Raw genomic sequence first — 25,713 nt, forward strand, 5'->3', positions numbered from 1 at the left:
ACCAAACACATATTTTGGTTTCCTTGGTATTCGCTCTTGCCTGCGTACATATTCACTCTGAAGCTTTAATCAGAATATCGTAATATATTGTCCCAAAAAAGAATGGTCTGAAAACTGAGAAGATTCTCGCATTGAATAAAACCTTTCTTATATTGAGACGGAATAGAAGCGTTTGGCAGAAGAGTCTTGCGAATTATGTAGATGGATGCCGAACAGGATGATGCGCGCGCAGTGAAAATCAGATTGTGGTGATGGATTTAACCGCTCGACGCAATAGTTTTTCAGAAATCTTCGGCCCGGCGTTTCGTGGTCCAACTTATCGCCGGAAAGCCGGCGTGGCGGAATTCAATGTCGGCTTTATCGAACGAATGTTTGATACGCATTCAGCTTCATCCAGACACAACCACAGGAGCGCTGTTGCGTCTGACTGGATCTCTTTGACGAGCGAGCTATAGATGCCTTCGATGACTCATTGATCGGCCTTTGCAGCCTTGAACCGGAAAAGAACGACGCAGCAGGGACGAGTCGAACGCGTTCCCGCGTGGAAATCACGCAGACCATCAGCCTTTCTTTCGAGACCTCGCGCGCCTCGCGTCAGCTTGCATCCTGACCTTGCCATCGCCCGCCGTCCGGCTCTTCACATGATCGATGAACGCGCGCAGCTTCGGCATGATCTGCCGGCGGCCTGGATAGCATAGAAACACCCCCGGCCTCACCGGCGCGTACGCGTCCAGTACCTTTACCAGCTTTCCCGATCTCAACCCGACAGCGGCAAGCGGCTCAGGCAGCTGGGCAAGGCCCATGCCTTCTATCGCCGCGCCAAGCGTGGTGGGAAAGTCACTGGCGATGAGGGGGCCGGATACGGCGATCTCGATCGCCTGGTCGTTGTCGTTGAATGACCATAGCGCGAGCGCGCCGTTGGATTGCCGCCATCGCAAGCATGCGTGCTGGCGAAGATCGTTCGGGTGTCGGGGCCGGCTGCGCTCGGCGAAGTAGGCAGGGCTGCCGACAACGATGAGCCGAAATGGCGGCGTCATTGGCACCGCGATCATGTCGGCAGCAATAAGGTGCCCCTGCCGGACAGCGGCATCGAAACCTTCGGCCGCAAGGTCGATCACCTCCTTGCTCGCGGCAAGCTCGACCTCCACCTCGGGATAAGCCTTGCAGAAAGATGCGATCAGCTCAAGCAGAGTCGGGATTACCGCGCGCGGCACCGAGAGACGCAGCAAGCCGGCTGGCCGCTGGCCGAATCCACGCGCAACCTCACTGGCGGCGACCAGTTCCTCGAAGGCAGGCTTTGCGCGCGAAAGAAACTGTTCGCCGGCTTCCGTCAAGCCGACACTGCGCGTGGTGCGTATGAAGAGCGCCGCGCCAATGCGCGCTTCGAGTACACGCACCGTCTGGCTGATGGCCGACGGCGTCACGCCGAGTTCCGCGGCTGCCCTGCGAAAACTGCGATGCTGGGCAACGCTCAGGAACACCTCGACGCCGTCCAGCGCGCCCTGCCTGACTGTGAAGTTCTGCTTCATGGCCCGTCAACATTGTGATGAATAGTCGCTCGCGAAAATCGATGATACCTTGGCACCAGCAATTCGCGAGTGAGGATTTTGCAATGACCGATGCACTTAATGGCGTACGCGAACGCTATCCACCAATGGCCTGACCGAGCGGCTGAAGATCGCGCTCTCGGTCCTCCTGCCTGAGGATCACCCGCTCACACCACGGCAACTGGACGCCCTCGACTACTCTCACGCGCGCGGGCTTGCTGCCACGGCCGAGTTTGTCCAAGTGGCCAGAATTTGCGCCGACATAGCGGTGCGGGACGTTGGATGAAACGCCTTCTTCGCAATTTGACAACAGCCTTTGTGCTGATCGCTTCTGCTGGAGTTTCCATGTCGCAAACCACTCCGATGCCAATCACGCCAACCACGAAGATATTGGCGATTGGCACCTTTCCGCCGGGCACGGATATGCAACGTGTCCAACGCATTCTTCCGAACGAAGTTCGCGAGACGGCGCAGCTCTACCTCGAAGGCAAGATTGACCAGTGGTATTCACTGCAAGACCGGGCTGGGGTGGCGTTCATCCTGAACATTACGGACGTCAATCAAGCGCATGAAATGCTTGAGGCACTTCCGTTGGGGAAAGCGCACTTGATGACATTCTCGCTCCTCCCAATCGGCCCACTGAAGCCGTTGAGCAAGCTTTTAAATCCGCCTTCCCCTCAGTAGAAAGCGCTAACGCGTACTGGGCTGACGCGCCCGCCGGTTCCCAGGAGAGGCAGGCGAGGTTGATATAGAAACCGACGCTCGAGTGCCCGCATCACGCATCAGGTGCCGATAGCGGCATCGACCTTTTCTGGATTCATGACATGACTGGAAACGCCTTCTCCTCGACAAACCTGCTACTTGCCTACGCAGCGTATTTCATTGGCACCGCGAGTCCCGGGCCGAGCAACCTGGCAATCATGTCGATCGCGGCCAGTCACGGCCGGAAAGCGGCGTTGATGTTCGCACTCGGTGTCATCTCGGGGTCGATGTTTTGGGCGACGGTGGCAACGCTAGGCGTCTCGGCTGCCCTGATCGCTTATTCTCAATTCATCATTGGGGTCAAGGTATTTGGTGGTCTGTATCTCTTGTGGCTAGCCTTCAAATCCGCACGCAATGCGCTTGCGGCGGCAGCTGCATCCGTACTGAACGTGGAACAAGCACCGACATTGACGAGCGTCTACTCGCGTGGAGCGTTGCTCCATCTCACCAATCCAAAAGCTATCCTCGTTTGGGTTTCAATTGTTGCTCTGTCGTCGAACGGCACGGGATCTGCCCATAGTGCTTTAATCGCGGGCTGTGCGGCCATCGGATGTCTGGTGTTCGGCGGTTATGCGCTACTATTTTCGACGGACTCCGCTCGCAGGATGTACGTGCGGACCCGTCGCGCATTGGAAGGATGCCTGGCCGTCGTATTCGGGATTGCCGGAATCAAACTCCTGGCGTTGCGTGTCTAGCTCAGCTTCAGTCGCTTCGCTCGTCGAATGTCGACTCGCAAAAGCGTCGAAGACACTTCAAAGCCAGGTGCCGCCCTGGCGCTCCGTCGGCTCCTCGGCGAGCGCGTCGAAATCGTGAATCCAGTCCAGATGGTGCAGCAGGCTATCGCGTGCGCGAAGGCGGGCGTTGCGCGCCTGCGCCTCGGGTCCATCCGGCAGATGCAACACGTCAGCCGTCGATATCGACGCGTATTGCACCTTGCGCGTGCGGCCCCGCCGCAACCGCTCGTAGGCCTCCTGCGCGTCGCGCCAGCGACCCGGGCCCGCTTTGGCCAGTTGCGCGGCCAGCACCACGGCATCTTCGATCGACTGATTGGCGCCCTGGCCGTGGTGCGGCACGAGCGCGTGCGCGGCATCGCCGATGAGCGTCACGCGGCCCTTGCTCCAGCGCCCGAGCGGAGGACGATGGAACAGGCCCCAGCGCTGGCTGACGGGCACCGCCGAGATCATCTGCACCACGGCCGGATGCCATTCCTTGAACAGGCGCAGCTGCTCTCCTTCGCTCGCAGGTGTGACCCACTCGCGCGACGGCCAAGGCGAAGGATGGCGCTCGACGAGCAGGAAGTTCTGGTCGCCTTTGTCGCCGATCGGGTAATGAAGCAGATGGCCCTGCGGTCCTATCCAGAACTGAATGGCCTCGGGATCGGGCAGCAGATCCATGCGTCCGGCCGGCACCACGCCACGAAAACCTGAGCAGCCCGAATACAACGCGTCGTCGTAGCCGAGCATCCAGCGCCGCGTGATCGAGCGCGCCCCGTCGGCGCCGATCACCAGATCGGCGTCGATGCGCCGACCGTTAGCGAAACTCAAACTCACACGATCCGGATGCTGCACGAGATCCGTCAGCCGATGGCTGAGATTGATGCGATCGAGGCCGACCGCGCTCGACAGCACGGCCTGCAGGTCCGCGCGGTGCACGCCCCAATAGGATCCTCCGAACTGCTGGCGATAGCTGGGTTCGCCACGATGCCGTCCAATCACTTCGCCGTTGCGTCCGTCCCGATAGATCAGCGCGGGAATTTCGGCGCACACGGCATCAAAGGCGGCACGCAGTCCCATGTTCTCGTAAAAGCGCGTTGCATTCGCCGACAGCGCAACGGCCGCTCCGACCTCGCGAAGCTCATCGGTCTGCTCGTAGAGCTGCGCGTCGACGCCATGTTCTCGCAGCGCGAGCGCGAGCGTGAGGCCCGCGATGCCAGCACCGATTATTGCGATCTTCAGATCCAGCTGTTCCATGAAGTGTCTCCAGTTTTCACACTGCGTGTTTGAGTCGGCGCGGCACGCATACTGTGCTGAAGTCCGATGCGTGTGCCGTGTCTGAATTCTCGGCACTGGAGGTCCATTTCACAATAAAATGGATTGAATCAGCATCATCACTGAAATCAATGAACCGGGATATCCGCGTCATGAAGCTGAGTGAAGTTGATCTCAATCTGCTGCTGCTTTTCCAACGGTTGATGCATGAGCGGCGAGTATCGACCGTGGCCGAGCAGATGAACATGAGTCAGCCTGGCGTGAGCAATGCGCTCGCCAAACTGCGTCGGCGGCTTGGTGATCCGCTGTTCGTGCGCGGGCCCGGCGGAGTCGTGCCCACGCCGTTCGCATTGCGGCTGGCCGAGCCCGTATCTCAGGCGCTCGCGATCCTGCACGCGGCACTCAATCCCGAGACCGGTTTCGATCCGCTGCGTGTCACGCGCACGATAACGATCGGCATGACCGATATCGGCGAGGTCGTCTTTCTGCCCGCACTGGTCGAACGACTATCGCGCGAGGCGCCTGGCATCGCGCTCAATACTGTTCGCGACACGAGCGTCAATCTGAGCAACGAGATGGCGGAAGGCCGGGTCGATCTCGCCATCGGTCTGCTGCCGCAGCTCAAGGGCGGGTTCTATCAGCGCCGCCTGTTCGATCAGCGGTATGTCTGCGTTTTCAGGCGCGGCCATGCGCTCGAAGATGCGCCGCTCACGCTCGCCGCCTGGCGTGAAGCCGAGCATCTGGTGGTGGTGTCCGCCGGCACGGGACACGGTCAGGTGGACGATTGGCTGAAACATCGAGGCGTGCAGCGCCGGGTGCGACTGACGGTGCCGCATTTCATGAGCGTCGGCTACATCTTGCAACGCACCGATCTGATTGCCACGGTGCCGGAGCGATTAGCCTTGCAGTTGGCAGCGCCGTTCTCATTGAGCCTGCGCGAATTGCCCGCGACGTTGCCCGCCGCGCCGATCCATTTGCTCTGGCACGCGCGAGTCCAGCAGGACGAGGGCAATCGCTGGCTGCGCGCGATGGTGATCGACCTGTTCGCGGACCCGGCGATGCAAACGCGCAGAACGAAGACCGTGAAAAAAAGCGCGTAGCTCGAACTGCGGCTGACCGGCATCGTCGATCGGACATTCCTTCACTTACCACGTTGCGCGCGATGTTAGAGCCTGTCGACGTCGATCACGGCCTGCGCGAATGCGCGCGGCGCTTCCTGCGGCAGGTTATGCCCGATGCCGCCCGTGATGGTCCGATGCTCATATTTGCCCGTAAATTTCGCTGCGTACGCGCTCGGCGGCGGGTGCGGCGCACCGTTGGCATCGCCTTCCATCGTGATGCTGGGCACGCCGATCGCGGGCGCGGGCACGAGCCGCTGCTCGAGCGGTTCGTATTTCGCCTCGCCCTGCGCGAGACCCAGCCGCCAGCGATAGTTGTGGATCGTGATGTCCACATGGTCGGGGTTGGTGAACGCGGCCGCGCTGCGCTCGTACGTCGCGTCGTCGAACTTCCATTTCGGCGAAGCCAGCTTCCAGATCAGCTTCGCGAAGTCATGCGTGTACTTCTGATAGCCCGCGCGCCCGCGATCCGTTGCGAAGTAGAACTGATACCACCATTGCAACTCCGCTTCCGGCGGCAGCGGCATCATGCCCGCCTGCTGATTGCCGATCAGGTAGCCGCTCACGGAGACCAGCGCCTTGCACCGCTGTGGCCACAGCACGGCGATGATGTCGGCGGTGCGCGCGCCCCAGTCGAAGCCCGCCAGCACCGCCTGCTGGATATCGAGCGCATCCATCAGCGCGACGATGTCGGAGGCAATCGCCGTCGGCTGGCCGTTGCGCATCGTGTCGGCGGAAAGAAAGCGCGTCGAACCATAGCCGCGCAGATACGGCACGATCACGCGATAGCCGCGCGCTGCGAGCAGCGGCGCGACATCGACGAAGCTGTAGATATCGTATGGCCAGCCGTGCAGCAAAATGACGGCGGGTCCGTCGCCTGGACCCAGCTCCGCATAACCGACGTTCAGCAAGCCCGCATCGATCTGCTTGAGCGATGCAAACGACGTGTGAGTGCCCGGCTTGACGGGCGGCAGCGCCGCGCGCTTCGACGTGTTGCTTTGTGCATCCGCAAAACGCGGCGCGACGAACTGGGCAGCCGCGAGCAAGGCTGCCGCGCTCACCAGACCTCGACGGCGCGAATCGATTTTCTTCGACACTTTTCACTCCTCGACAAGGGCGTTCGAACGTCGGCGCATAAGCATCGGCGGATGCGCGCGGGTTCGGCAACTGTACCGCTGATTCGTCCAGCGAGCGGACGAGGTGCCGGTCACAGCCATGCACCCGATGCGTGACGTGTTGCATCGAATGCAGTCGAGGCGACTCTGATCAACCGATACCGAGCATATAGTTCCCGTCTTCATCCGACATCGATTCGAGCCATTGCGCCTCGCTGCCGGGCTCAGGAAGCACGTTGCCGTATTCGACCATTTGCGATGGCGGCAACTCGGACACATATACCCATATATAACGGCGCTCGATGGCAGCGGCATCGGCGATCACCTTCATGATCGTCCAGCAACTGGCGCTTTTGCGCCGAGGTCCTGCCTGCACGGATATGCCCGTGAACGAAGATGTGATCCGCCTTCAATGGCTTTGCGCCGAGGAAATGATCGCCATCGGCAATGTCCCGAAAGATGACCTGTGCGAAGAATCCCTAAGCGCCCGTCGCGCCGCTGTGCGATTGCGTGATGCCCGAAGGGATGGCCTGCCTGAACTCTTTGCTCAAGCGGCCAGCCGCCGCCGACACGACATAGGTTGGCATAAGGATCTCCTGAAGTAGTTCACGGCATCGCGATACAGCCTGTGAACGCCTACAACAATCCGAACACCGCTACGCCGCTCGGCGTGCCGACGTACACGCGCCCATGCGCGATCATCGGCGTGATGTATTTGTTGCCTGCGCCGAACGTATCCCGCGAGCCGGATTGATTGCTGTTGTACAGCTCCTGTCCGAGGTTGCTGGCGTTGAAAGCGTGCAGCGCCGCCACCTGGCCGTTCTCGGCGGCCCATACGATCGCGTTCTGCGCGCCGTTGGCGGACACGCTCGGCGTCGCGCCCGGATAAGGAAACTTGCCCGCGCTTTGCGAGGCGGGCGTGCTGGCCAGATGCGCCGCCGTGATCGGGAATGCCTTGAGGTTGTCGCCGGCGGAGCCGTAATAGACCACGTTGCCGTAGTACGCCGCCATCGAGAACACGCCGCCTGGCAACTGGCCGTCGATCTCCTGCCAGATCAGGTTGCCGCCGGAATTGAACTTGCCCATGTCGTCGCGATTGACCACGTAGATCTTCGAGTCCTTGCCCGCGCCGAGCGCAAGGTGCCGCGTGACGCCGCCCGCGTCGACGAGATCGGGCAGCACCAGTGCGCCGCCCGAGCCGAGGTCGGCGTCTTTCGCGGATTGCGAGACCGTGTCGAAGGTCGCGAAGTAGTCGGCGACGGCGAGCTTCGGCGATGTTCCCAGCTTCAGGAACGCATTGCCGAAATTGCCTTTCGACGGAAATCCCTGTGCGTTCAGCGTCGTGTCGAATGTTCCGTTCGCATCGAGCAGATAAAGCGACGTGCCATCCGACGCCATGCCCGCGCCCGCCATCCACACCGAACCCATCGCGCCGTTCGGCGTCAGGTTGAGCGCACTCGTTTGCGCGAGCGTATCCGCGCTGTACGCCATCACCCAGCCGCCGTAGATGCCCTGATCGCAATGCGACGTCCACGCGAGATAGACGTTGCCGTTGACGAGCGCCAGCGCCTGCCGCTCCGCGTATTGCTGCGGGTCGAACACGGTGACGCCGTTCCTGCTGTTCACGCCGTTGCCGGGATACGTGGCGGCGATCTCGGTGGGGCCTCCGAGCGCCTCGGCGCCCGTCGCCAGATCGACTGCATGCAGGCGCTGATGAATCGATCCGCCTGAGTCCTTGCTCATCGCCACCGCATACATCACACCGTTCGATCCGCGCTTGCGATCGATGACGGGTGTCGACGTGATGCCGATTTCCGGCGTGATCTGACTGCAGTGGCGATCGTCGCTGGTGGTTTCGCCCGCGCCGAGCAGCGAGCGTTGCCAGAGCATTGCGTTGGTATCGGCGTCGAAAGCGTAGACGCTCGCATGTTCCGTCACGACGAATACGACGTTGTGCGCGACACCGCCGATCGAAAGATTGCCGACATAAAGCGGCTGCGCATCGACCTTGCCATCGACGGCGAGAAAGCCCACCTTGCCGAATGTGGCCGGTTTGACATTGGCAGGCGTGAGGGTCGTTTCAGCGAGATACTGGCCCGTGCGGGCGAGGTCGTTGTGGTAGGTCAGCACGTCGGCTGACGTCGATGCGACACTGCCCGTGCCGCCCGCGCTGCCCATGCCGCCCGAGCCGCTGCCCGATCCGCCGGTACCGCCCGACCCGCTGCCCGAGCCACCCGCGCCACCTGATCCACCCGCGCTGCCCGATCCGCCGCCGCCCGCGCTGTCGGAGGTGCTGCTTCCTCCGCTGCACGACACGCAGACTGCCACGACGACAAACATCTGAGCGATGTCGTGAAAGATCGTCGAACTCGGAAACAAGCGGTGCTTGCGGTTCATGGACGTCTCCCGTGCGGTGGAGGGACCGCGAGGATTATCGGCTGCGACTGTGGGGCACCACTACTGAGCAATTCCCGTACCGCGCCGCGTCCAAAAGGGAGAATACGAAGGCTCGATGCACCTCGGTATGGTGGATGACGTAACCGGCAATTTCAAGGACAAGAGGCCGCACCGTTTTCGCAGCCGGCGGCAGCGTTTCAGGTCGACAGTCTGCGCGCCGCCATCAACGGCGCTTCAACCTGACTACACGCGAGACCTGCGCCAGCGTGAATCCGCTGTCCTTGACGAGTTCCGCGTAATCGGTCGCTGGGCGTGTCATCGATTGACTACGCCTGGTCCATCTCGACAACCGCGAAGGGCGGCAATCAAAAGCATGGGCTCTGCACAACCTCTACGATCTCCGGCGATCGAAACCTCACGCCGGACGACGGGACACGGTCGCACTCCAATGTGATTCGTCTGCGCGCACGGCGCGTGCAACTCGAAGTGTTTCTCACCGGCACATCGCCAGAAGTCTTTCGTGTGCATCTCGCGACGCTGCTTCGTTCTCCGCTCGGCGTCTCCATTTCCCGCACCCACGAACTGCATGACAAGGTGCGCGTGCATTTCAACATCGCGCCCGAAGACGTGGACTTCACGCTTCACACGCTGATCGCAACGTTGTCCGGCGCGACAATCGGCACACTGCGCGCGTCGGCAAGTAAAGGCGACCTGCGCAGCGGACTCGCGATGGCAGTTCAATAGACCGTTCGGCCCGAAGCACCTAAGCACCTCCAAGCGCGCGGCCGCAGGCGCCGGGATCACGCGCTGCGCCATTGCCCGACGAGATAGTCGACGAAGGTCCGGATCTTCGGCGACGACAACTTCGTGCGCTCGAACAGCACGTGTACGGGCGTCGAGGGCGGCGCGAACTTTTCGAGCACAGGCCGCAGACGTCCCGCCTCGATATGTTCCGCGACCTGCCACGCCGGCGCGCGCACGATGCCTGCGCCTTCGATCGACGCCGACACCAGCGCATCGAGGCTGTTCATCCACAAGCGGCCCGTCACGTTGATGCGCGCGCGAGCCGTGCCGGACTGGAAGCGCCAGTCGACGGGTCCGGGCGCGTCGGAGAATACGAGGCAATCGTGGCTGCGCAGCTCGTCGAGCGTGCGCGGTGTGCCGCGCCGTGCCAGATACGCGGGCGCGGCGCACACCACCATCTGAAGGTCGTCGAGCTTGCGCGCGACGAGGCTCGAATCGGGCAAGCGGCCCACGCGCACGGCGAGATGCAGGCCTTCCTCCACCAGATTCACGACGCGGTCCACGAGCAGAAGATCGATGGCAACATCGGGATGCAGCGCAAGAAAGCGCGGCAGCAGCGGCGCAATCACGAGCCGGCCCAGCAGGTTGGGCGCGCTGATCCGCAGCCGCCCCGACAACTTGCCGCGACGGGCCGACAACGCGCTGCCGAGCTCATCCACTTCGCCGAGAATCGCCTTTGCCCGGTCGTAAAGGATGCGCCCTTCGTCCGTCATCGCCAGGTTGCGCGTCGTGCGGCGTAGCAGCTGGGCGCCGAACTGCTCTTCGAGCGCCGAGATGTGGCGGCTCACCGAGGTCAACGACATCGGGATCGAGCGCGCCGCCGCCGACAGGCTTCCCGCCTCGACGACCCGCACATAGACGTTCATTGCTTCAAGACGATCCATGATTCGACTCTTCCGCATTGAGCAAGGGTGCTTGCCGGCCGGCTGGGATACCGGCAAGTTCCGGAATAGTCTACATTCGCTGCAATGGGGAGCATGAACGTCAACGCCGCAGCGCCACGGGAGCACGCGCAGATGCAACGTTCGATCTACTGGGTCATGGCGGCCGCCGCCGGTGTCGTGGTCGCGAACAACTATTACAACCAGCCGCTGCTGGCCGACTTTGCGTCCGCGTTTCACACCAGCGAGCGGCAGGCTGGCGCGGTATCCGTGGCCGCGCAGACGGGTTATGCGCTTGGCCTGCTGCTGTTCGTTCCGCTTGGAGACAAGCTGGAACGTCGTTCGCTGCTGCGCACGTTGTTGTGCGCGGCAGCGGTTGCGCTCGCCGCCATCGCGCTTTCGCCGACTCTGCCCTGGCTCGTGGCGGCCAGTTTCGCGACGGGACTCGCAAGCGTCGCGCCGCAGTTGTTGACGCCGTTCGCGGCCCAACTGGCGGGGCCCCAGCAACGCGGCGAAGCGGTCGGCATCGTGATGTTCGGATTGCTGTGCGGCATTCTCGTGTCGCGCTCGGTTTCCGGGTCGATCGCCCAGCATGTCGGATGGCGCGCTGTCTATTGGCTCGCGGCGGCAGCGATGCTCGTGCTCGCTGCCGTGTTGTCGCGCCTGCTGCCGAAAGCACAGCCCACCTACACGGGAACGTACCGCGGCCTGATGGGCTCGCTGTGGACGCTGACGCGCGCGGAGCCGCTCGTGCGTCAGACATCCGCCATTGCGGCGCTTCAGTTCGCGGCATTCAGCGCGTTCTGGGCCACGTTGGCGTTTCACCTGCGCAGCATGGACGCGCGCTACGGAAGCGAAATCGCGGGGCTGTTCGGACTGGTCGGCGTGGTCGGCGCGCTCGCGTCGACAGGCGCGGGCAAGTTGATCGATACGCGCAATCCGCGCGTCGTCGTCTTGGCGAGCGGCGCGATCTTCGTCGTGGCCTTCGCGATTCTGGCGCTGGCGGGCGGCACGATTGGCGGAATCGTCGCCGGCGTGATCTTTCTCGATCTGGGGCTGCAAAGCGGGCATGTCGCGAACATGGCCCGCAACATGAGCATCAAGAGCGATGCGATGAGCCGCATCAATACGCTTTATATGACGATCCGGTTTGCGGGCGGCGCCGCCGGTTCATCGCTGGGCATCTGGGCGTGGAGCGTGTGGCAATGGCCCGGCGTGTGCGCGGTGGGCCTGGCGCTCGGGTGCGCGTCGCTGACGTTGCAGGTCCGGCCGCAAGTAACCGCGCGCGCAGCGGTGCGGGAATGAGCGCTCGCGCTGGCGGCGTCAGCGCGGCGGGATATGTCGCCACGTGAGAAGCACGATCATCAGAAACGCCACGTAGGCGACGACGAACACCCAGCCGGGCAGATCGTAGTACATCCAGTCGCTCACCCAGCGCTGAATGAAGCCTTGCTGACTGGCTTCTCCCGTGCGCAGCCGGTCTTCGAGAACGGTGAGCGGGCACGGTATGTCGAGTACGGCCAGCGCCGCGACGATGCCGATCGCCGCGAGATGCAGCATGCGGAACGCGCGGTTGTGCACCCAGCCGTGCCTGAAGGCCGCGCCTGCCCAGATTGCGATCACCCCGCCGACGATGAACAGCACGAGCAGCGCGTGCAGCACAAGTACCGTGACGGCCAGCCAGCGCATGTAACGGCCCTTGATGTCGCGATTCGGATACGACGATTATCGCGCTCGCGCCGGACGGCCGCTCGTGGACGCTTCCACGCCGGGCCGGCGACCTGAAAAGCCCGGCCGCACCCGCTCATTCCTCGCTAATTCAGCGCGACTACGATGAGCGTCATTCCGTAGCCGGACGTTAGCTACGCGTCGACAAACCATCAGGTCTGAAGGAGATCATCATGTCACCCGCAGAAATCATTTATGGCACGCCAATCTGGGTCTGGGTGCTGCTCGTCGTCCTGCTATCGCGCGGGTTCAAGGCGCTGAACAGCGGCACGAGCCCGCTTTCGACGCTCGCCATCACGCCGCTGATCTTTGCCGGATGGGGCATCCTTCATCTGGTGTCGGACCCGCTGGCGGGATGGTCGTCCGTGATCGTATGGGTGGCGGGCGCAATCGCAGGCATTGCAGGCGGCGTGTTCATCGCGAGCCGAAGCCGTTTCATCGTCGATCCGATTGCGAATACCGTCATGCTGCCCGGCTCCGTGGTGCCGTTGCTGCTGATCATCGCGACCTTCGCCGCCAAATTCTGGCTCGGCGTCGAAACGGCGACCGCGACGGACATTTCGTCGCTCGGCATGTACATGTTGACCGATGCTGCCGTGTCCGGCGTCGTCGCGGGCGTATTCGGCGGACGCTTCATCACCTACTGGCGGGCACTGAGCGCGCGCCGGATGCTCCAGTCCTGCTCGCGAAGCGCTTGAGCATCAGCCGCGGACACGCGGGCAGCCAGCAGCATTCACTCGCTGCAAGCTGTCCGCTTGCGTGCGTCGAGGTTCTCGCAAGTCCGCTTGCATCATTCAGCTAGATGTTGTATCAAATCTAAATCTCACGATACGTCATCAAGCCAATGAGAAAGTCCAGACAGGAAGCAGCCGAAACACGTCAACGCATCGTCGAAGCAGCATCCAGGCGTTTTCGCGAAAACGGCATCGACGGTACCGCACTGGCCGATCTGATGGCGCAGGCGGGATTGACGCATGGCGGCTTCTACAAGCATTTTGGATCGAAGGAGCAGGTCGTGCTGGAGTCGATGCAGTTGGCCGCAACCTCGCTGCGCGAATCGTTCGGCCAGACGCTCGAACATTCGCCGGGCAATCGCGGCATGAACACGGCGATCGCCGGCTATCTGTCCGCCGATCATCGCGACGACGCAGGCGGCGGCTGCCCTCTCGCCGCGCTGGCGAGCGAACTGGCGCGCGGCAGCGACGAGGTTCGCGACGCCACGACCGATACCGTCACCCGCTTCGTCGATCTCGTCGCGCGCCATCTCACGGAACTGCCGCCCGCTGCCGCCAAAAAGAAAGCGCTCGTCATCGTGTCGACGATGATCGGCGCGCTTTCGCTGGCGCGCATGGTCAACGACGAACAGCTATCAGCGTCGATTCTGCGCGAGGCTCGTAAGGCTCTGCTGCAATGAGCGTTCACCGGCGGCTGCAGGCGCCTCGCCCGTGGCCCAGCCGCCGCCGAGCGCGCGATATGTCGCGACGGCTGCACGCGCCGCGTCCGCGCGCGTCGCGTCGAGATCATCGCGAGCGACGAGCAGTTGCCGGTCGGCGTCGAGCACATCCGTCAGCGTGATCGCGCCCGCCTTATAGGCCCGCTCGGACAGATCGCGGGCGCGCGTGAGCGATGCGACCTCGCCATCCAGCTCGACGCGGCGCGCCTGAGTCTGTGTCAGCGCGACAAACGCATTCTCGACATCCTCGGCGGCTTTCAGCACGGTTTGCCGATACACCGCCAGCGCCTCGGCGTTGGCGCCGCGCGCGGACGCCACTTCGGCGTCCACCTTGCCGAAGTCGAACAACCGCCAGCGCAGTCCCGCCGTGATCGCCGGCTGGAATGCGCGCGCGGTGAACAGGTCGTTTGCGTTCACGCTGTCGAATCCCAGCAACCCCGACAGCGACAGCTTCGGATAGTAGTCGGATAACGCAGCGCCAATCCGCTCATTCGATGCAGCCAGACGCCGCTCGGCCGCGATCACGTCCGGGCGCCGCCGCAACACGTCCGTGGGGCTCGTGCTGGCGTCGACGGACGGACTGCCCGGTATGTCGCGCGGTTCGCCAAGCTCGCTGGCGTACGTGCCAGGTTGCGCGCCCATCAGAATATCCAGCCGGTTCAACTGCGCTTCGAGACCTGTGCGCAGCGTGGGCACCACTGTCCTCGCCTGCCTCAGCAGCGCCTCGGCCTGCGCGATTTCGCGCTCGTCGGCAGCGCCCGCGTGGCGTCGCGCGCGAACCAGTTCGAGCAGCCGCGCATCGGTGTCGATCTGGTCCTGCGCGACGGCGAGCCGCGCCTGATAGCCGCGCACCTGCAGATACGCATCGGCCGCATCGGCGGCGACCGTGACGCGCGTGCCCAGTTGCTCGGCCTGCGCGGCCTGCACCTCGTTGGTGGCGGCCGACGCGTTGCGCCGCAGGCCGCCCGCGAGATCGATCTCCCAGCTTGCCGCCGCGCCCACCGTGTATTCGCGCTGGTCGCGGCTATAGCCGGGAAACGTGCGCGCCAGCGATCCCGTCGGACTCACGAGGCTCTGATGCTCGGCCGTCGCGGACCCTTCAAAATCGAGCGTTGGCCACAATTGCGCGCCCGCCGATGCGGCCACGGCGCGCGCCTGCTGAACGCGGGCGAAAGCGGCCGCGAGATCGAGGTTTTGCGCGAGCGCGCGATCGACGATCGTGACCAGCATGGGATCGTGAAAGCCCGTCCACCATGTATCGAGCGAAGCCGCCGGACGCGCATCCGCGGCAGGCGCAACGGCGGGCGCATGATGAAACGGCTGCAACTGCACGGCGGGCGGCACGTAGTCGGGCCCAACGGCACAACCGGCAAGCGTCAACGCAAGCGAAAAGCCCGACGAAAAGCCAACCAGCTGCGCAACCTTCTTCTTTCGCGCCGAGGCGCGCGTGTGCATAAGCTTTGTCATCATGCACGCTCCTTGCGGCCGAACCGGCGAATGAATACATAGAACGCAGGCGTGAACAGCAGGCCGAAGCCCGTCACGCCGAGCATGCCGAACAGAACGGCGGTGCCGAGCGACTGCCGCATTTCCGCGCCGGCGCCCGTCGCGACCGCGAGCGGCGCGACACCGAGAATGAACGCGAACGACGTCATCAGGATTGGCCGCAAGCGCGTGCGCGCGGCATGCACGGCAGCCGTCACGGCCGACGAGCCTTCGTCTTCCTTTTGTCGCGCGAACTCCACGATCAGGATCGCGTTCTTGGCCGCCAGCCCCACAAGGACCACGAAGCCGATCTGCGCGAGGATGTCGATCGGCATGCCGCGCATCGCAAGGCCCGTGACGGACGCGAGAATGCACATCGGCACGATCAGCACGATCGCAAGCGGCAGCTTCCAGCTTTCGTACTGCGCGACCAGCACGAGGAACACGAACAGCGCGGCCGCGCCGAACACGACGAGCGTCGGCGTGCCGCGTTGCTGCTGCTGATAGGCAAGCTCCGTCCATTCGAAGCCGATGCCCTGCGGCAAGACCTGATGCGCGAGCTCTTCCATCCGATGCAGCGCCGTGCCCGTCGCCACGCCCGGTGCGGCTACGCCCTGCACTTCGGCGGCGGGGTACAGGTTGTAGCGCGGCACGCGATACGGAATCGTGCGGTCCTGCAACTGCGCGACCGTGCCGATGGGCACCATCTCGCCCGCCTGATTGCGCGCCTTCAGGCGCGTGATGTCCTCTGCCGTGCGGCGGAAATGCCCGTCGGCCTGCACGATCACTTCGTATGTACGGCCGAGATAGTTGAAGTCGTTCACATACTGCGATCCCAGATAGACCTGCAACGTGGAAAACACATCAGTGGGTGTGAGTCCGACTTTCTGCGCCTTCACGCGATCGACGTCGGCGAACACGGAAGGCGAGCCCGCGTTGAAGAGCGTGAAAGCGCCTGCGAAGCTCGGGTCGTGGTTAGCCGCCGCGACGAGCGATTTCGCGGCGCGCACCAGTGCTTCCGAGCCGAGCCCGGCGCGGTCCTCCAGCATCATCTTGAAGCCGCCTGCACTGCCGATGCCTTGCACGGGCGGCGGCGGAATGGTCAGCACATACGCATCCTTGATGACGGAGAGGCGCTTGCGCAGATCCGCGAGGACGGTATTTGCGGTGACGCCAGGCAACGAATGGTTATAGAGCGACGGCAAGCCCGAGAACACCGTGCCCGAATTGGACGCGACAGTCAGCGTCGTCGCGTCTAGCCCGACAAATGGCGCGACGTGTTCGATGCCCGGCGTCGACAGAATGATATCGACGGCCTGCCGCACGACCTTTTCCGTGCGTTGCAGCGACGAGCCCGGCGGCAGCTGCACGACCGTGATCAGATAGCCTTGATCCTGCTCGGGGATGAAGCCCGTCGGCATGCGCGAAAACTCGATGCCCGCAACGCCGATCAACGCGACGTAGACGAGGAGCACGACCGTCAGCCCACGCACGAGTCTGCGTGTGAGACTGCCGTAACCGAACGACAGTCTGTCGAAGCCGCGATTAAAGCGTGCGAAGCCCGCGTGCAGCATGCGCGCCGCCCTGCTTTCGCGTGCCACGGCATGCGCGTCGTGCGGCTTGAAGAGGACCGCGCAAAGCGCCGGACTCAGCGTCAGCGATACGAAGCACGAGATCACTGTCGAAGCCGCGATCGTCACCGCGAACTGCCTGAAAAACAGGCCCGAAATGCCGCTCAGAAATGCCGACGGCACGAACACGGCGCACAACGTCAAAGCGATCGACAGCAACGCGCCGCCCACTTCGTCCATCGTGCGATGCGCGGCCTCGATAGGCGACATGCCCGCGCGCATGTTGCGCTCCACGTTCTCGACGACGACGATCGCGTCGTCGACGACAATCCCCACCGCGAGTACGAGCCCGAACAGCGACAGATTGTTCAGCGAAATGCCGAATGGCGCCAGAACGATGAACGAGCCCAGCAATGACACGGGAATCGCGACGACGGGAATGATCGTCGCGCGCCAGTTCTGCAGGAACAGGAACACCACGCCGACCACGAGCAGGATCGCAATGAAGATCGTCAATACCACTTCATCGACCGACTTGCCGATGAAGATGGTCGGATCGTAGATGATCTTGTAGTCGACGCCCGCCGGAAAGTCGTTTTTCAGTCCTCGCATCGCGCCGAGCACGGCCTTTTCGACCGCGAGCGAGTTGGCGCCCGGCTCCGCATAGATGAGCAGCGTCGATGCGTCCTTGCGGTCCATGAACGCAGTCGAGCCGTAATTGGCTGCGCCCACCTCGACGCGGCCTATATCGCGGACGCGCGTCACGCGTCCCTGCCCGTCCGACTTCACGACGATATCGGCGAACTGGTCAGGCGTGGTCAGCCGTCCGAGCGCTTCGACGTTGACCTGATAGGCCTCGCGGCTCGGCACGGGCGGCTGGTTGAGAACGCCCGCCGACACCTGCACGTTCTGCGCGCGCAGCGCGCTCAGCACTTCGCTTGCCGTGAGATTGCTGGCCGCCACTTTGTCCGGATCGATCCAGATGCGCATGGCGTATTCGCGCGCGCCCTGAAACTGCACGTCGCCGACGCCTTGCAAACGCGCCAGCGTGTCCTTGACGTGCAGCGTCGCATAGTTCGACAGATAAAGCGTGTCGCGCGTGTTGTCCGGCGAATACAGATGCACGGCAAGCAGAATGCTCGGCGTCGCCTTGCGCACCTGCACGCCGAGACGCTGCACGTCTTCGGGCAGGCGGGGCAGCGCGTCCTGTACGCGATTTTGCGTGAGCATCTGTGCGACGTTCAGGTCAGTGCCGATCCGGAACGTGACCGTGACGGTCAGCCGGCCGTCTCCCGTCGATTGGCTGCTCATGTACAACATGTTCTCGACGCCGTTGATCTGCTGCTCGAGCGGCGTCGCAACCGTGCGCGCGATGGTTTCCGCCGACGCGCCCGGATAGGACGTCGTGATTTGCACCGTGGGCGGCACGATCTCGGGATACTGCGCGACAGGCAACACGAACATCGCGCCAAGGCCGATCAACGTCAGGAACGCGCTGACCACCGTCGCGAAACGCGGCCGGTCGATGAAGAAATGGGCAATACGCATGGCTTCGCTATCCGCTAGTTCGGTTGTGCGTCATAGCGGATCGCACCGTCGCGCGTCGCCACTTTCATTCCCGGGGCCGCGTAAGGCAGGCCATCCACGATCACGCGATCGTCGCGCGAAAGACCGGAGCGGATCACGCGCAGTCCGCCGCGCATGTCGCCTGTCTCGACGTGCTTCGGCGCCACGGTGCCATCGGCGGCAACCGTCATCACGATATGCTCCGACTGGTCGGGCAGCACGGCCGCGTCGGGCACGAGCAGCATCGGCGCGGGATGCGCGACGGCGAGCCGCACGCGCGAAAATTCTCCGGGCGTCAAACGCAGATCGGCATTGGGCACCGTTGCGCGGGCGTGTATCGTGCCGCTCGAACGGTCTAGCACGTTGTCGACGAAATCGAGCGTGCCTTGCCGCGTGTAGTCCGTGGCGTCGCCCGATGCGAGTTCGACGCGATTGGCGAGCGGACCTTTGGCGTCGCCGCGATAGCGCTGGAAAGACTCGTAATCCGCCTCGCTCATGTCGAAGTCGAGGTAGATCGGATCGAGCGATACGAGCGTCGCGAGCAGTGTCGTCGGACTCGTTGCCGCGCGGCTGCCCGCGACCAGGTTGCCGGCCGAAACGAGATGCCTGCCGATGCGCCCCGTGAACGGCGCGGCGATGCGGCAGTGGTCGAGATCGAAACGTGCGTCGCGGATTTGCGCGTCGGCATCGTCGAGTGCGGCCTGCGCAGCGTGAAGCTCGGACGCGCGCTGCTGGACGTTCTGGGTCGTGCCCGCGTCGTTGCGCTCCAGTTCCTGTGCGCGCGCCAGCTCCTGTTTCGCGAGCAGCAGTCGCGCCGACGCCGTCTGTTGCCGCGCCTTCGCCTGCTCCAGCCGGATCTCGTAGGGAACGGGGTCGATCGTGAACAGCAGATCGCCCTTGTGGACGATGTCGCCGTCCCTGAAATGAATGCCCGTGAGCGTGCCGCCGACCTGTGCGCGCAGTTCCACCTGATCCACGGCCGAATACTGGCCGAGAAAGCCCAGGCGCGTGTCGAGTTCACGAACGAGTGGCCGGCTCACCGTCACCTCTCGGGGCGGCGCCGGGCGCGCATTGGCGACGCCATCATTGCCGACATGTGTGTGACGCAACCACGCGCCGCCGCCCGCGACCGCGATCGCAGCCACGACGGCCAACGTTCTCGCACGACCTTTCGCCTTCGTACGTTGGCCGCGGCGCGTGATCGCGTCTTCGTCCAGTCTTGTTTTCGTATCCACCTGCAATCACCCTCATAGTGTTGTCATCGCCCCGTTGCGAATGAACGTCTGAGCCGATACTTTAGATGTCGCTTAAACTCTAAATCGCGTTAGATTACAGATGAAATCTATATGGTCAAGTGGTTTCATGCCCCGCGCTGGGGCAAAGTCCGCACTATCACGCGGAATCGCTTTGCTGACAGGGGTTTGGCTGATTGTTCGCGCCAGTCGGTATGTGTTTTCGCGTCGAGCCAATATATAGAGGGGGTGCGTTGCGCTATTCTGCCGACGCCGATGATTTACAGACGTGACATCGGCCCCGGAAGCGGGCGCGCCACCGATGACGCGTCCGCCGCTTGGCGGCATGAAGGCGCACACCTCCTACCCTGCCCTTCCTTTGTCGCGGCGCACGGCATGTGTCGTGCGCTTTTTTTTTGGGGCATGCGGAGCGTGACGGGCAATCGCCATCGCGAGTGGGCGACGTAAGGCGCGTCAGGACGATATCGTGTTCGTTGATGCGGCCAGAAGGCTTCGACCTGAACAGGAAGACAGCTATGGCGAGATCAAAGACTGCCCGCCGGAAGGACGTCACTCGATACCGCGCCGTGCGTTATTCCGGCGCGACTTCCCCTGCTACATGAAACATTTCGAGCGTGTATCCGATGTTGAAGTAGCCCGCGCGCGCGTACGCGGCGATACGTTCGAGTCGCTCGGGATCGTCATGTGGCGCCGTTTCTGGATCGGCGCGTTTGTCAGTTGCCGCACCGGATGCGCGACCCGCACGCAATTGCCGCCGCACGGCATTGAACGGCCGCGACACGGCCCGGCGGCATAACGATGTGAGGTTGGATGGCATGATGCGCCTCTGCTCGTGGCGGATATTCATCCAATCTAGTCGCCCGCTGGCGCACGCGCAAACAAGCATTTCTGCAATGCTTTGCGGCGCGCAGAGCAAGCCGCCCGACCGCGCACGCAATCGTGCTTCCAGAATGAAGACGGCATGACGGCCACAGCAGCATTCGCGCCCGTACCAGTGCCGAAGGACTCTTTTTCCACCGCGTCAACGATGCCCACCGTTATGTCATCGCGCGCAAGGCCATCGTCATACGGAACATGCTAGCCTGAATCTTCATCATTCGAAGTGATCCGGCGAGGCGCGCGATGGAACTGCGGCATCTGAGAATGTTCTGTGCAGTGGCGGAAAATGGCAGCTTCACGGCAGCGGCTGAGAAGATTCACAATGTTCAGTCGAATGTCACGATGCGCATCAAGGAGCTCGAAGCAGAGTTGAATCAGCAGCTATTCATCCGACAGAAGAACGGGGTGGTGCTGACGTCGGCCGGGCAGATCTTTCTCGGTTACGCACAACGTATTCTTCAGTTGACGGACGAAAGCCGCAGCGCGCTGCTCGACAATGCATCGCCAAGAGGACTGCTGCGTCTGGGCTCGATGGAGACGACGGCCGCGATCCGTTTGCCGAAGATACTCGCGAAGTACCACCAGTCCTATCCACAGGTCCAGTTATCCCTCATGACGGGAACGACCGCCGAGTTGATCAAGGCCGTCGAATGTCATCGTCTCGACGGCGCGTTTGTCGGCGGCATGCACCAGAGTTCGTCGCTGTATCAGGAAGAGATCTTTCAGGAAGAACTGGTCCTCGTGAGCGGCACCGAATTCGGCTCTCTGTCCCACCTCACGCGCCAGATGTCGCAAACAACCGTACTCGTGTTCAGGGCCGGTTGCTTCTATCGTTCCACACTCGAGCACTGGTTTTATCAGGCGGGCATCATTCCAGGTCAGGTGATGGAGCTCGGGACGCTGGACGGCATCATGTCGTGCGTCGCGGCAGGCATGGGGATCACGATGCTGCCGAGATCGGTGGCGGAAAGCCACGGCACGCGTCAGTCCGTTCATTGCCATGAGCTTCCGAAGGAATACGCTCATGTCAAAACCGTTTTTATCCGCAACAAAGACTCCATTGTGACGCCCGCGCTCACCGCATTGCTCGATCTCTCACACGAGCAATGCGCAATCGAAGTCGGTGTGTCCGCGCCGCCTGCTGCCGATATGCTGACGCCCACGCTCGGATGCATCGATGCCGCGGAGTCCAGCGCGAGCGTGCACTAACGCGGCAAACGGGTCACAACGAAGACGGCAGTGGATGAACCAACGTTCATCCACTGCCGTCTTAACAACGAGTATTAACGCGCGCTACGCATAGCGCAGTTGAAGTCCGTCGAACCGTCCTGCTGCCGGATTAGCCGTCGCCCGTTCACGCTCGTCGCCGAGACCTTGGGCCAGTTCTTCCACTCGATCGGCCGCCGACATGACCCGGTCGATCTTGCCGACACCCTGGCCCGCGTACAGCGACAGCTTTTGCGCCATCTTCGGCTTGTCGATGGCTCGCGCGCCGCCGCCCATGAAGCGCAACAGGTTCCACTTGTCGCGATTCGGAATGACTCGATGCGGCGTGCCGTATTTCCATCCGAATGAATAGCCGGTGCGGTACTCGGTGTCGTCGACGGTCGCCTCGACGATCTTCTGTTTATAGAGCGGATGCGCGTTCGATTCGTCGCACGCGACAAACGCCGTGCCGGCCAGCACGCCGCCCGCCCCCATGTTCATGACGGTTCGAACGTCATCGCGATTCGTGATGCCGCCCGCCGCCAGCACGGGCCGGCCTTGAGCGACGTCGATCAGCGCGGGCAACAGCGAAAGCAGTCCGATCGTGCCGCGATTCAGGTGGCCGCCGCTTTCGCTGCCTTGCGCCGTGATGATATCGGCGCCGTGCGCGATCGCCTGACGCGCAAGTTCGACCGACCCTACCTGAACCATCACCACCATGCCGGCATCTTTCGCACGCGAGATCATCTGCGGATAGTGCTCCGCATAGAACAGCGACAGCATGCGCGGCTTTTCCTGCATCACCACTTGAAACTGCGCTTCGAATACATCCGGTCCGCCAAACGACGGCACGAGATTCACGCCAAATGGTTTGTCCGTCAGATCCTTCGTTTCCCTGATCCAGCGCCGCAATGCCAGCGGCGGCAAGCGCAATCCACCGAGCGTCCCCATGCCGCCGGCATTGGCGACAGCCGCGACGAGGCTGGGACCGGAGATCGCCGCCATCCCCGCGAGGAAGATCGGATACCTGACGCCGCACAGTTGCGTGACGGCATTTCCGCCAAATTCAACACTCGTTCTGTTCATGATTCAAAGCTCCACGCGTTTGCCAAGCATACGTTTCAAGGCGTCGTTCTTCAGCACGAAATGGTTCTTGCAAGCGCCGAAAATATGCAGCGCCAATCCGAGCAGAAACGGCGTCGCGCCGATCCTGAATAGCACTTCGAAGATCTGCGCGGCCTGCTGATCCGGCCGCATCAGCGCGGGAATGATCAATCCGCCTGGCAGCGCGATAAGCTGACCCGCAGCCGACTTCGCGAGCCACGCTGCAATCGGCAGCAGCACCATCGCGAGAGCCAGCGCAGCCGCCACCGAACGGCTGACGATCACCTCGACGGGATTCGGCGCGCCAACGGGCAGCGGATGCCAGGACGTGACACGCGCCCAGAAGCGATAGACGGAGATCGGAAACAGAAGCGCGCCCAGCAGGTTCAATACCTTCGTGAGTTCCGTACCGGGCGAAACAGACAGCACGATTTCGATCGCGATGATCGATATCACCAGTGCCGCCACGATCCAGTGAATCACGATCGTGATCGGCGAAAAACCCAAACCGTTGTCACGCAGCTGGAACCTGGTCTGCGCGCGCGGGCCGCCCTGCTGGGCGTCCGTCATATGCGACGTTTGCAGCTTCGACATCTTCATCCCCATCGGTAACGGTTGATCGGCGGCCTAGTGGCTCGCTGTGCGTGGCGAGCCGATGCCCGTCTGCGCGCGCACGAACTGGTCGTCGAATTGCTGGCGTTCGTTCGCCGCTCTCGCGCCCTGGTCGGTGACCGATCCGATCCACGTGAAGAAGAAGGCGATCGTCATCGAAATGATGGCGGGGTAGTCGTAGGGGAAGATCGCGCTTGCGTGCCCGAGCACCTTCACCCACACAGCGGGAGAAAGCACCACCATGCCGACCGCGCTGACCAGCCCCGCGATGCCGCCTATCAGCGCGCCGCGCGTCGTCAGGCCTTTCCAGTAAATCGCCAGCGTCAGAATCGGAAAATTGACGGATGCAGCGACGCTGAATGTCAGCGCCACCAGAAACGCGACGTTCTGATCCTTGAACACGATGCCAAGCACGATGGCGACGCCTGCAATCGCGACGGATGCAATCCGCGACACGCGCTTTTCCTTCGCGGAATCGACCTGGTTGCGCTTGAGCACCATCGCGTACAGGTCGTGCGAAATCGCCGAGGTTCCCGCCATCGTCAGCCCGGCGACGACGGCCAGAATGGTGGCAAAGGCCACGGCTGACAGGAAGCCCAGCACGAGATCGCCGCCCATTGCCTTCGCCAGATGCATGACGGGCATGTTGCCGCCGCCAATCAGCTTGCCGCCGACTATTCCGCCCTCATAGAACGCAGGATTGCGGCCCACGATCACGATCGCGGCAGTGCCGAGCAGCGTGACGATCAGGAAGAAGTAGCCAATGAAACCCGTCGCGACGAACACGGACTTGCGAGCTTCCTTTGCATCCGGCACCGTGAAAAAGCGCATCAGAATGTGCGGCAGACCCGACGTGCCAAAGACGAGCCCCACCGACAACGACAGCATCGCAAACGGATCGGCGACGAGCTTGCTGGGCAGCATGATGCCGATTCCGCTCTTGTGCGTCGCGATGGCCTGCTCGAACATGGTGTTGATCGAGAAGCCGAACTGGCCCAACGCGAGTATCGCCAGCAGGCTCGCGCCGAACAACATCAGCACGGCCTTGATGATTTGCACCCATGTCGTCGCGACCATGCCGCCGAACGTCACATAGACGGCCATCAGAACCCCGACCACCACGACCGCGTAGTTGTATTGAACACCGAACAGAAGCTGGATGAGCTGGCCTGCACCGACCATCTGCACGACCAGATAGAAGCACACGACCGTCAGCGAACCGAATGCCATCAGCGTTCGTATTCTTTGCTGGTCCAGCCGGAACGACGCGATATCGGCGATCGTCACCTGCCCGAGGTTTCTGATGCGTTCGGCGAAAAGAAACATCAGCAGCGGCCACGCGACAAAGAAGCTCACCGCGTAAAGCATGCCGTCGTAGCCATTGAAGAAAATCATGCTGGTCAGCCCGAGCAGCGCGGCCGCCGACATATAGTCGCCTGCCAGCGCCAGCCCGTTCTGAAAGCCGGTAATGCCGCCGCCGGCGTTGTAGAAGTCCTTCATCGACTTCGTTTTCGACGCGGACCAATACGTGATGCCGAGTGTCGCGACGACGAATACCAGGAACATCGCAATCGCGGTGACGTTGAGCGGCTGCTTCTGCGCTTTCTCGAACGCCTCTGCGGCGAATGCGCCGTGCGCGACGACCGCCGCGAGCAGGCAGGCTGCGAATCCGATGAATCGTTTCATTGGGCGTCTCCCGCGAGAAGGCGAGCCGTCAGCTCATCGAACTCTCCGTTTGCCCGACGAATATAGATGCCCGTCAAAATCCATGTGCCGACGATCAATAGTCCACCCAGCGGCCAGCCTATCGTGATGACACTGCCGGGAAAAAGCTTCAGTGCAAGTAGTTTCGGCGCGAACCCCGCAACCAGCACGAAAGCGTAGTACGGCAACAAGGTGCCCAAGGTGAGGCACGCGACGAGTCTGCGCCGGCGCGCGACAAGCCGTGCGAATGCGGGCGAAAAGCGGACGCTATGAATTGCAGTCGTTTGGACCACGTTGTCTCCTGTATTTTCGTGACGAAAGTAGGCGCGTTTCGAGGGCTGCCCGATGCGCTCTTCGTGTTTCGTTCAACGATAGGAGCGTGCGTCGATCAAGTAAAATGATGATTGATGATGCGTGCCATCACCGCGAGTGAAATCAGTCGTGACTCGGGTGCGCCGCTATTGACGCTGTGTATCAAGTGTTGTTAGCGGCCCTGTGTTTTTCTTGCTGGCGCAAGTCCGTAACCTGAACGCCACTGGA

The 25,713-nt window shown here is 62.6% G+C and carries 24 protein-coding genes; 10 read left to right on the forward strand and 14 right to left on the reverse strand.

Translation table 11 applies throughout. The features are described 5' to 3' along the window. Nucleotides 1-560: 560 nt before the first annotated feature. The gene (locus tag J8I87_RS14335; protein ID WP_209932109.1) at nt 561-1,529 is read right to left on the reverse strand and encodes a LysR family transcriptional regulator; all 969 of its coding nucleotides are present in this window, start codon (nt 1,527-1,529) and stop codon (nt 561-563) included. A gap of 300 nt (nt 1,530-1,829) precedes the next feature. On the opposite strand from J8I87_RS14335, the gene J8I87_RS14340 reads away from it, so the two are divergent. Both J8I87_RS14340 and J8I87_RS14345 read left to right on the forward strand, forming a co-directional pair. Continuing rightward, nucleotides 1,830-2,231 carry a hypothetical protein gene (locus tag J8I87_RS14340; RefSeq protein ID WP_245253932.1) on the forward strand — a complete coding sequence of 134 codons (402 nt, stop codon included), beginning with the start codon at nt 1,830-1,832 and terminating at the stop codon, nt 2,229-2,231. 140 nt (nt 2,232-2,371) lie between these two features. Beyond that, nucleotides 2,372-3,004, forward strand: a complete 633-nt coding sequence (locus tag J8I87_RS14345) for a LysE family translocator (protein ID WP_209932110.1) — start codon at nt 2,372-2,374, stop codon at nt 3,002-3,004. Nucleotides 3,005-3,061: 57 nt separating this feature from the next. On the opposite strand, the gene J8I87_RS14350 is transcribed toward J8I87_RS14345, so the two are convergent. Beyond that, nucleotides 3,062-4,279: an FAD-dependent monooxygenase gene (locus J8I87_RS14350; RefSeq protein ID WP_209932111.1), complete on the reverse strand. Its 1,218-nt coding sequence runs from the start codon at nt 4,277-4,279 to the stop codon at nt 3,062-3,064. Nucleotides 4,280-4,449: 170 nt separating this feature from the next. Here J8I87_RS14350 and J8I87_RS14355 point away from each other — a divergent pair, with 170 nt between their 5' ends. Beyond that, nucleotides 4,450-5,397 carry a LysR family transcriptional regulator gene (locus J8I87_RS14355; protein WP_209932112.1) on the forward strand — a complete coding sequence of 316 codons (948 nt, stop codon included), beginning with the start codon at nt 4,450-4,452 and terminating at the stop codon, nt 5,395-5,397. Nucleotides 5,398-5,462: 65 nt separating this feature from the next. On the opposite strand, the gene J8I87_RS14360 is transcribed toward J8I87_RS14355, so the two are convergent. After that, nucleotides 5,463-6,512 (reverse strand): alpha/beta fold hydrolase, encoded by a 1,050-nt coding sequence (locus J8I87_RS14360; protein WP_209932113.1) that lies wholly within the window; start codon nt 6,510-6,512, stop codon nt 5,463-5,465. Between the two features lie 169 nt (nt 6,513-6,681). Beyond that, nucleotides 6,682-6,861: a hypothetical protein gene (locus tag J8I87_RS44735; protein WP_245253933.1), complete on the reverse strand. Its 180-nt coding sequence runs from the start codon at nt 6,859-6,861 to the stop codon at nt 6,682-6,684. Here J8I87_RS44735 and J8I87_RS44740 point away from each other — a divergent pair. Continuing rightward, nucleotides 6,860-7,135, forward strand: a complete 276-nt coding sequence (locus J8I87_RS44740; RefSeq protein ID WP_245253934.1) for a hypothetical protein — start codon at nt 6,860-6,862, stop codon at nt 7,133-7,135. The two genes, J8I87_RS44735 and J8I87_RS44740, sit on opposite strands and share 2 nt — an antisense overlap. A 31-nt stretch (nt 7,136-7,166) precedes the next feature. Here J8I87_RS44740 and J8I87_RS14370 read toward each other — a convergent pair whose 3' ends face one another. Next, on the reverse strand, nt 7,167-8,927 hold the full coding sequence (locus J8I87_RS14370; protein ID WP_209932114.1) for a pyrrolo-quinoline quinone: 1,761 nt from the start codon (nt 8,925-8,927) through the stop codon (nt 7,167-7,169). Nucleotides 8,928-9,377: 450 nt separating this feature from the next. On the opposite strand from J8I87_RS14370, the gene J8I87_RS14375 reads away from it, so the two are divergent. Then, on the forward strand, nt 9,378-9,671 hold the full coding sequence (locus J8I87_RS14375) for a hypothetical protein (RefSeq protein ID WP_313064482.1): 294 nt from the start codon (nt 9,378-9,380) through the stop codon (nt 9,669-9,671). Between the two features lie 56 nt (nt 9,672-9,727). Here the strand turns inward: J8I87_RS14375 and J8I87_RS14380 are convergent, their stop codons facing one another. Further along, complete coding sequence (locus J8I87_RS14380) at nt 9,728-10,615, reverse strand: LysR family transcriptional regulator (protein ID WP_209932115.1); 888 nt, start codon at nt 10,613-10,615, stop codon at nt 9,728-9,730. A 132-nt stretch (nt 10,616-10,747) separates the two neighbouring features. On the opposite strand from J8I87_RS14380, the gene J8I87_RS14385 reads away from it, so the two are divergent. Then, nucleotides 10,748-11,917: an MFS transporter gene (locus tag J8I87_RS14385; protein ID WP_209932116.1), complete on the forward strand. Its 1,170-nt coding sequence runs from the start codon at nt 10,748-10,750 to the stop codon at nt 11,915-11,917. A gap of 18 nt (nt 11,918-11,935) precedes the next feature. On the opposite strand, the gene J8I87_RS14390 is transcribed toward J8I87_RS14385, so the two are convergent. Next, nucleotides 11,936-12,301 (reverse strand): DUF2784 domain-containing protein, encoded by a 366-nt coding sequence (locus J8I87_RS14390; protein ID WP_209932117.1) that lies wholly within the window; start codon nt 12,299-12,301, stop codon nt 11,936-11,938. A 212-nt stretch (nt 12,302-12,513) separates the two neighbouring features. Between J8I87_RS14390 and J8I87_RS14395 the strand changes: the two genes are divergently transcribed. Continuing rightward, nucleotides 12,514-13,038 (forward strand): DUF6622 family protein, encoded by a 525-nt coding sequence (locus J8I87_RS14395; protein ID WP_209932118.1) that lies wholly within the window; start codon nt 12,514-12,516, stop codon nt 13,036-13,038. 146 nt (nt 13,039-13,184) lie between these two features. Next, the gene (locus J8I87_RS14400; RefSeq protein WP_209932119.1) at nt 13,185-13,754 is read left to right on the forward strand and encodes a TetR/AcrR family transcriptional regulator; all 570 of its coding nucleotides are present in this window, start codon (nt 13,185-13,187) and stop codon (nt 13,752-13,754) included. On the opposite strand, the gene J8I87_RS14405 is transcribed toward J8I87_RS14400, so the two are convergent. Genes J8I87_RS14405 through J8I87_RS14415 form a run of 3 tightly spaced genes read right to left on the reverse strand, consistent with a single transcriptional unit; the run spans nt 13,710 to nt 19,650 of the window. Next, nucleotides 13,710-15,263 (reverse strand): efflux transporter outer membrane subunit, encoded by a 1,554-nt coding sequence (locus tag J8I87_RS14405; protein ID WP_245253935.1) that lies wholly within the window; start codon nt 15,261-15,263, stop codon nt 13,710-13,712. The two genes, J8I87_RS14400 and J8I87_RS14405, sit on opposite strands and share 45 nt — an antisense overlap. Beyond that, the gene (locus J8I87_RS14410; RefSeq protein WP_209932120.1) at nt 15,260-18,397 is read right to left on the reverse strand and encodes an efflux RND transporter permease subunit; all 3,138 of its coding nucleotides are present in this window, start codon (nt 18,395-18,397) and stop codon (nt 15,260-15,262) included. Before J8I87_RS14410 ends, J8I87_RS14405 begins: the two co-directional genes overlap by 4 nt. A 14-nt stretch (nt 18,398-18,411) precedes the next feature. Beyond that, nucleotides 18,412-19,650 (reverse strand): efflux RND transporter periplasmic adaptor subunit, encoded by a 1,239-nt coding sequence (locus tag J8I87_RS14415; protein WP_209932121.1) that lies wholly within the window; start codon nt 19,648-19,650, stop codon nt 18,412-18,414. A gap of 484 nt (nt 19,651-20,134) precedes the next feature. On the opposite strand from J8I87_RS14415, the gene J8I87_RS14420 reads away from it, so the two are divergent. Both J8I87_RS14420 and J8I87_RS14425 read left to right on the forward strand, forming a co-directional pair. Then, nucleotides 20,135-20,464 carry a hypothetical protein gene (locus J8I87_RS14420; RefSeq protein ID WP_209932122.1) on the forward strand — a complete coding sequence of 110 codons (330 nt, stop codon included), beginning with the start codon at nt 20,135-20,137 and terminating at the stop codon, nt 20,462-20,464. A gap of 326 nt (nt 20,465-20,790) precedes the next feature. Beyond that, on the forward strand, nt 20,791-21,756 hold the full coding sequence (locus J8I87_RS14425; protein WP_209932123.1) for a LysR family transcriptional regulator: 966 nt from the start codon (nt 20,791-20,793) through the stop codon (nt 21,754-21,756). Nucleotides 21,757-21,840: 84 nt separating this feature from the next. On the opposite strand, the gene J8I87_RS14430 is transcribed toward J8I87_RS14425, so the two are convergent. Genes J8I87_RS14430 through J8I87_RS14445 form a run of 4 tightly spaced genes read right to left on the reverse strand, consistent with a single transcriptional unit; the run spans nt 21,841 to nt 25,466 of the window. Continuing rightward, nucleotides 21,841-22,839, reverse strand: coding sequence for a nitronate monooxygenase family protein (locus tag J8I87_RS14430; protein ID WP_209932124.1), 999 nt, complete (start codon nt 22,837-22,839; stop codon nt 21,841-21,843). 3 nt (nt 22,840-22,842) lie between these two features. Further along, the gene (locus J8I87_RS14435; RefSeq protein WP_409518758.1) at nt 22,843-23,451 is read right to left on the reverse strand and encodes a cytochrome b; all 609 of its coding nucleotides are present in this window, start codon (nt 23,449-23,451) and stop codon (nt 22,843-22,845) included. 33 nt (nt 23,452-23,484) lie between these two features. Then, a complete protein-coding gene (gene actP / locus J8I87_RS14440; RefSeq protein WP_209932126.1) occupies nt 23,485-25,155 on the reverse strand; it encodes a cation/acetate symporter ActP in 1,671 nt (556 codons plus the stop codon). After that, on the reverse strand, nt 25,152-25,466 hold the full coding sequence (locus tag J8I87_RS14445) for a DUF485 domain-containing protein (RefSeq protein WP_209932127.1): 315 nt from the start codon (nt 25,464-25,466) through the stop codon (nt 25,152-25,154). Before J8I87_RS14445 ends, actP begins: the two co-directional genes overlap by 4 nt. Nucleotides 25,467-25,713 lie beyond the last annotated feature (247 nt).

The sequence above is a fragment of the Paraburkholderia sp. LEh10 genome, assembly GCF_017814945.1.
Classification (GTDB): domain Bacteria; phylum Pseudomonadota; class Gammaproteobacteria; order Burkholderiales; family Burkholderiaceae; genus Paraburkholderia.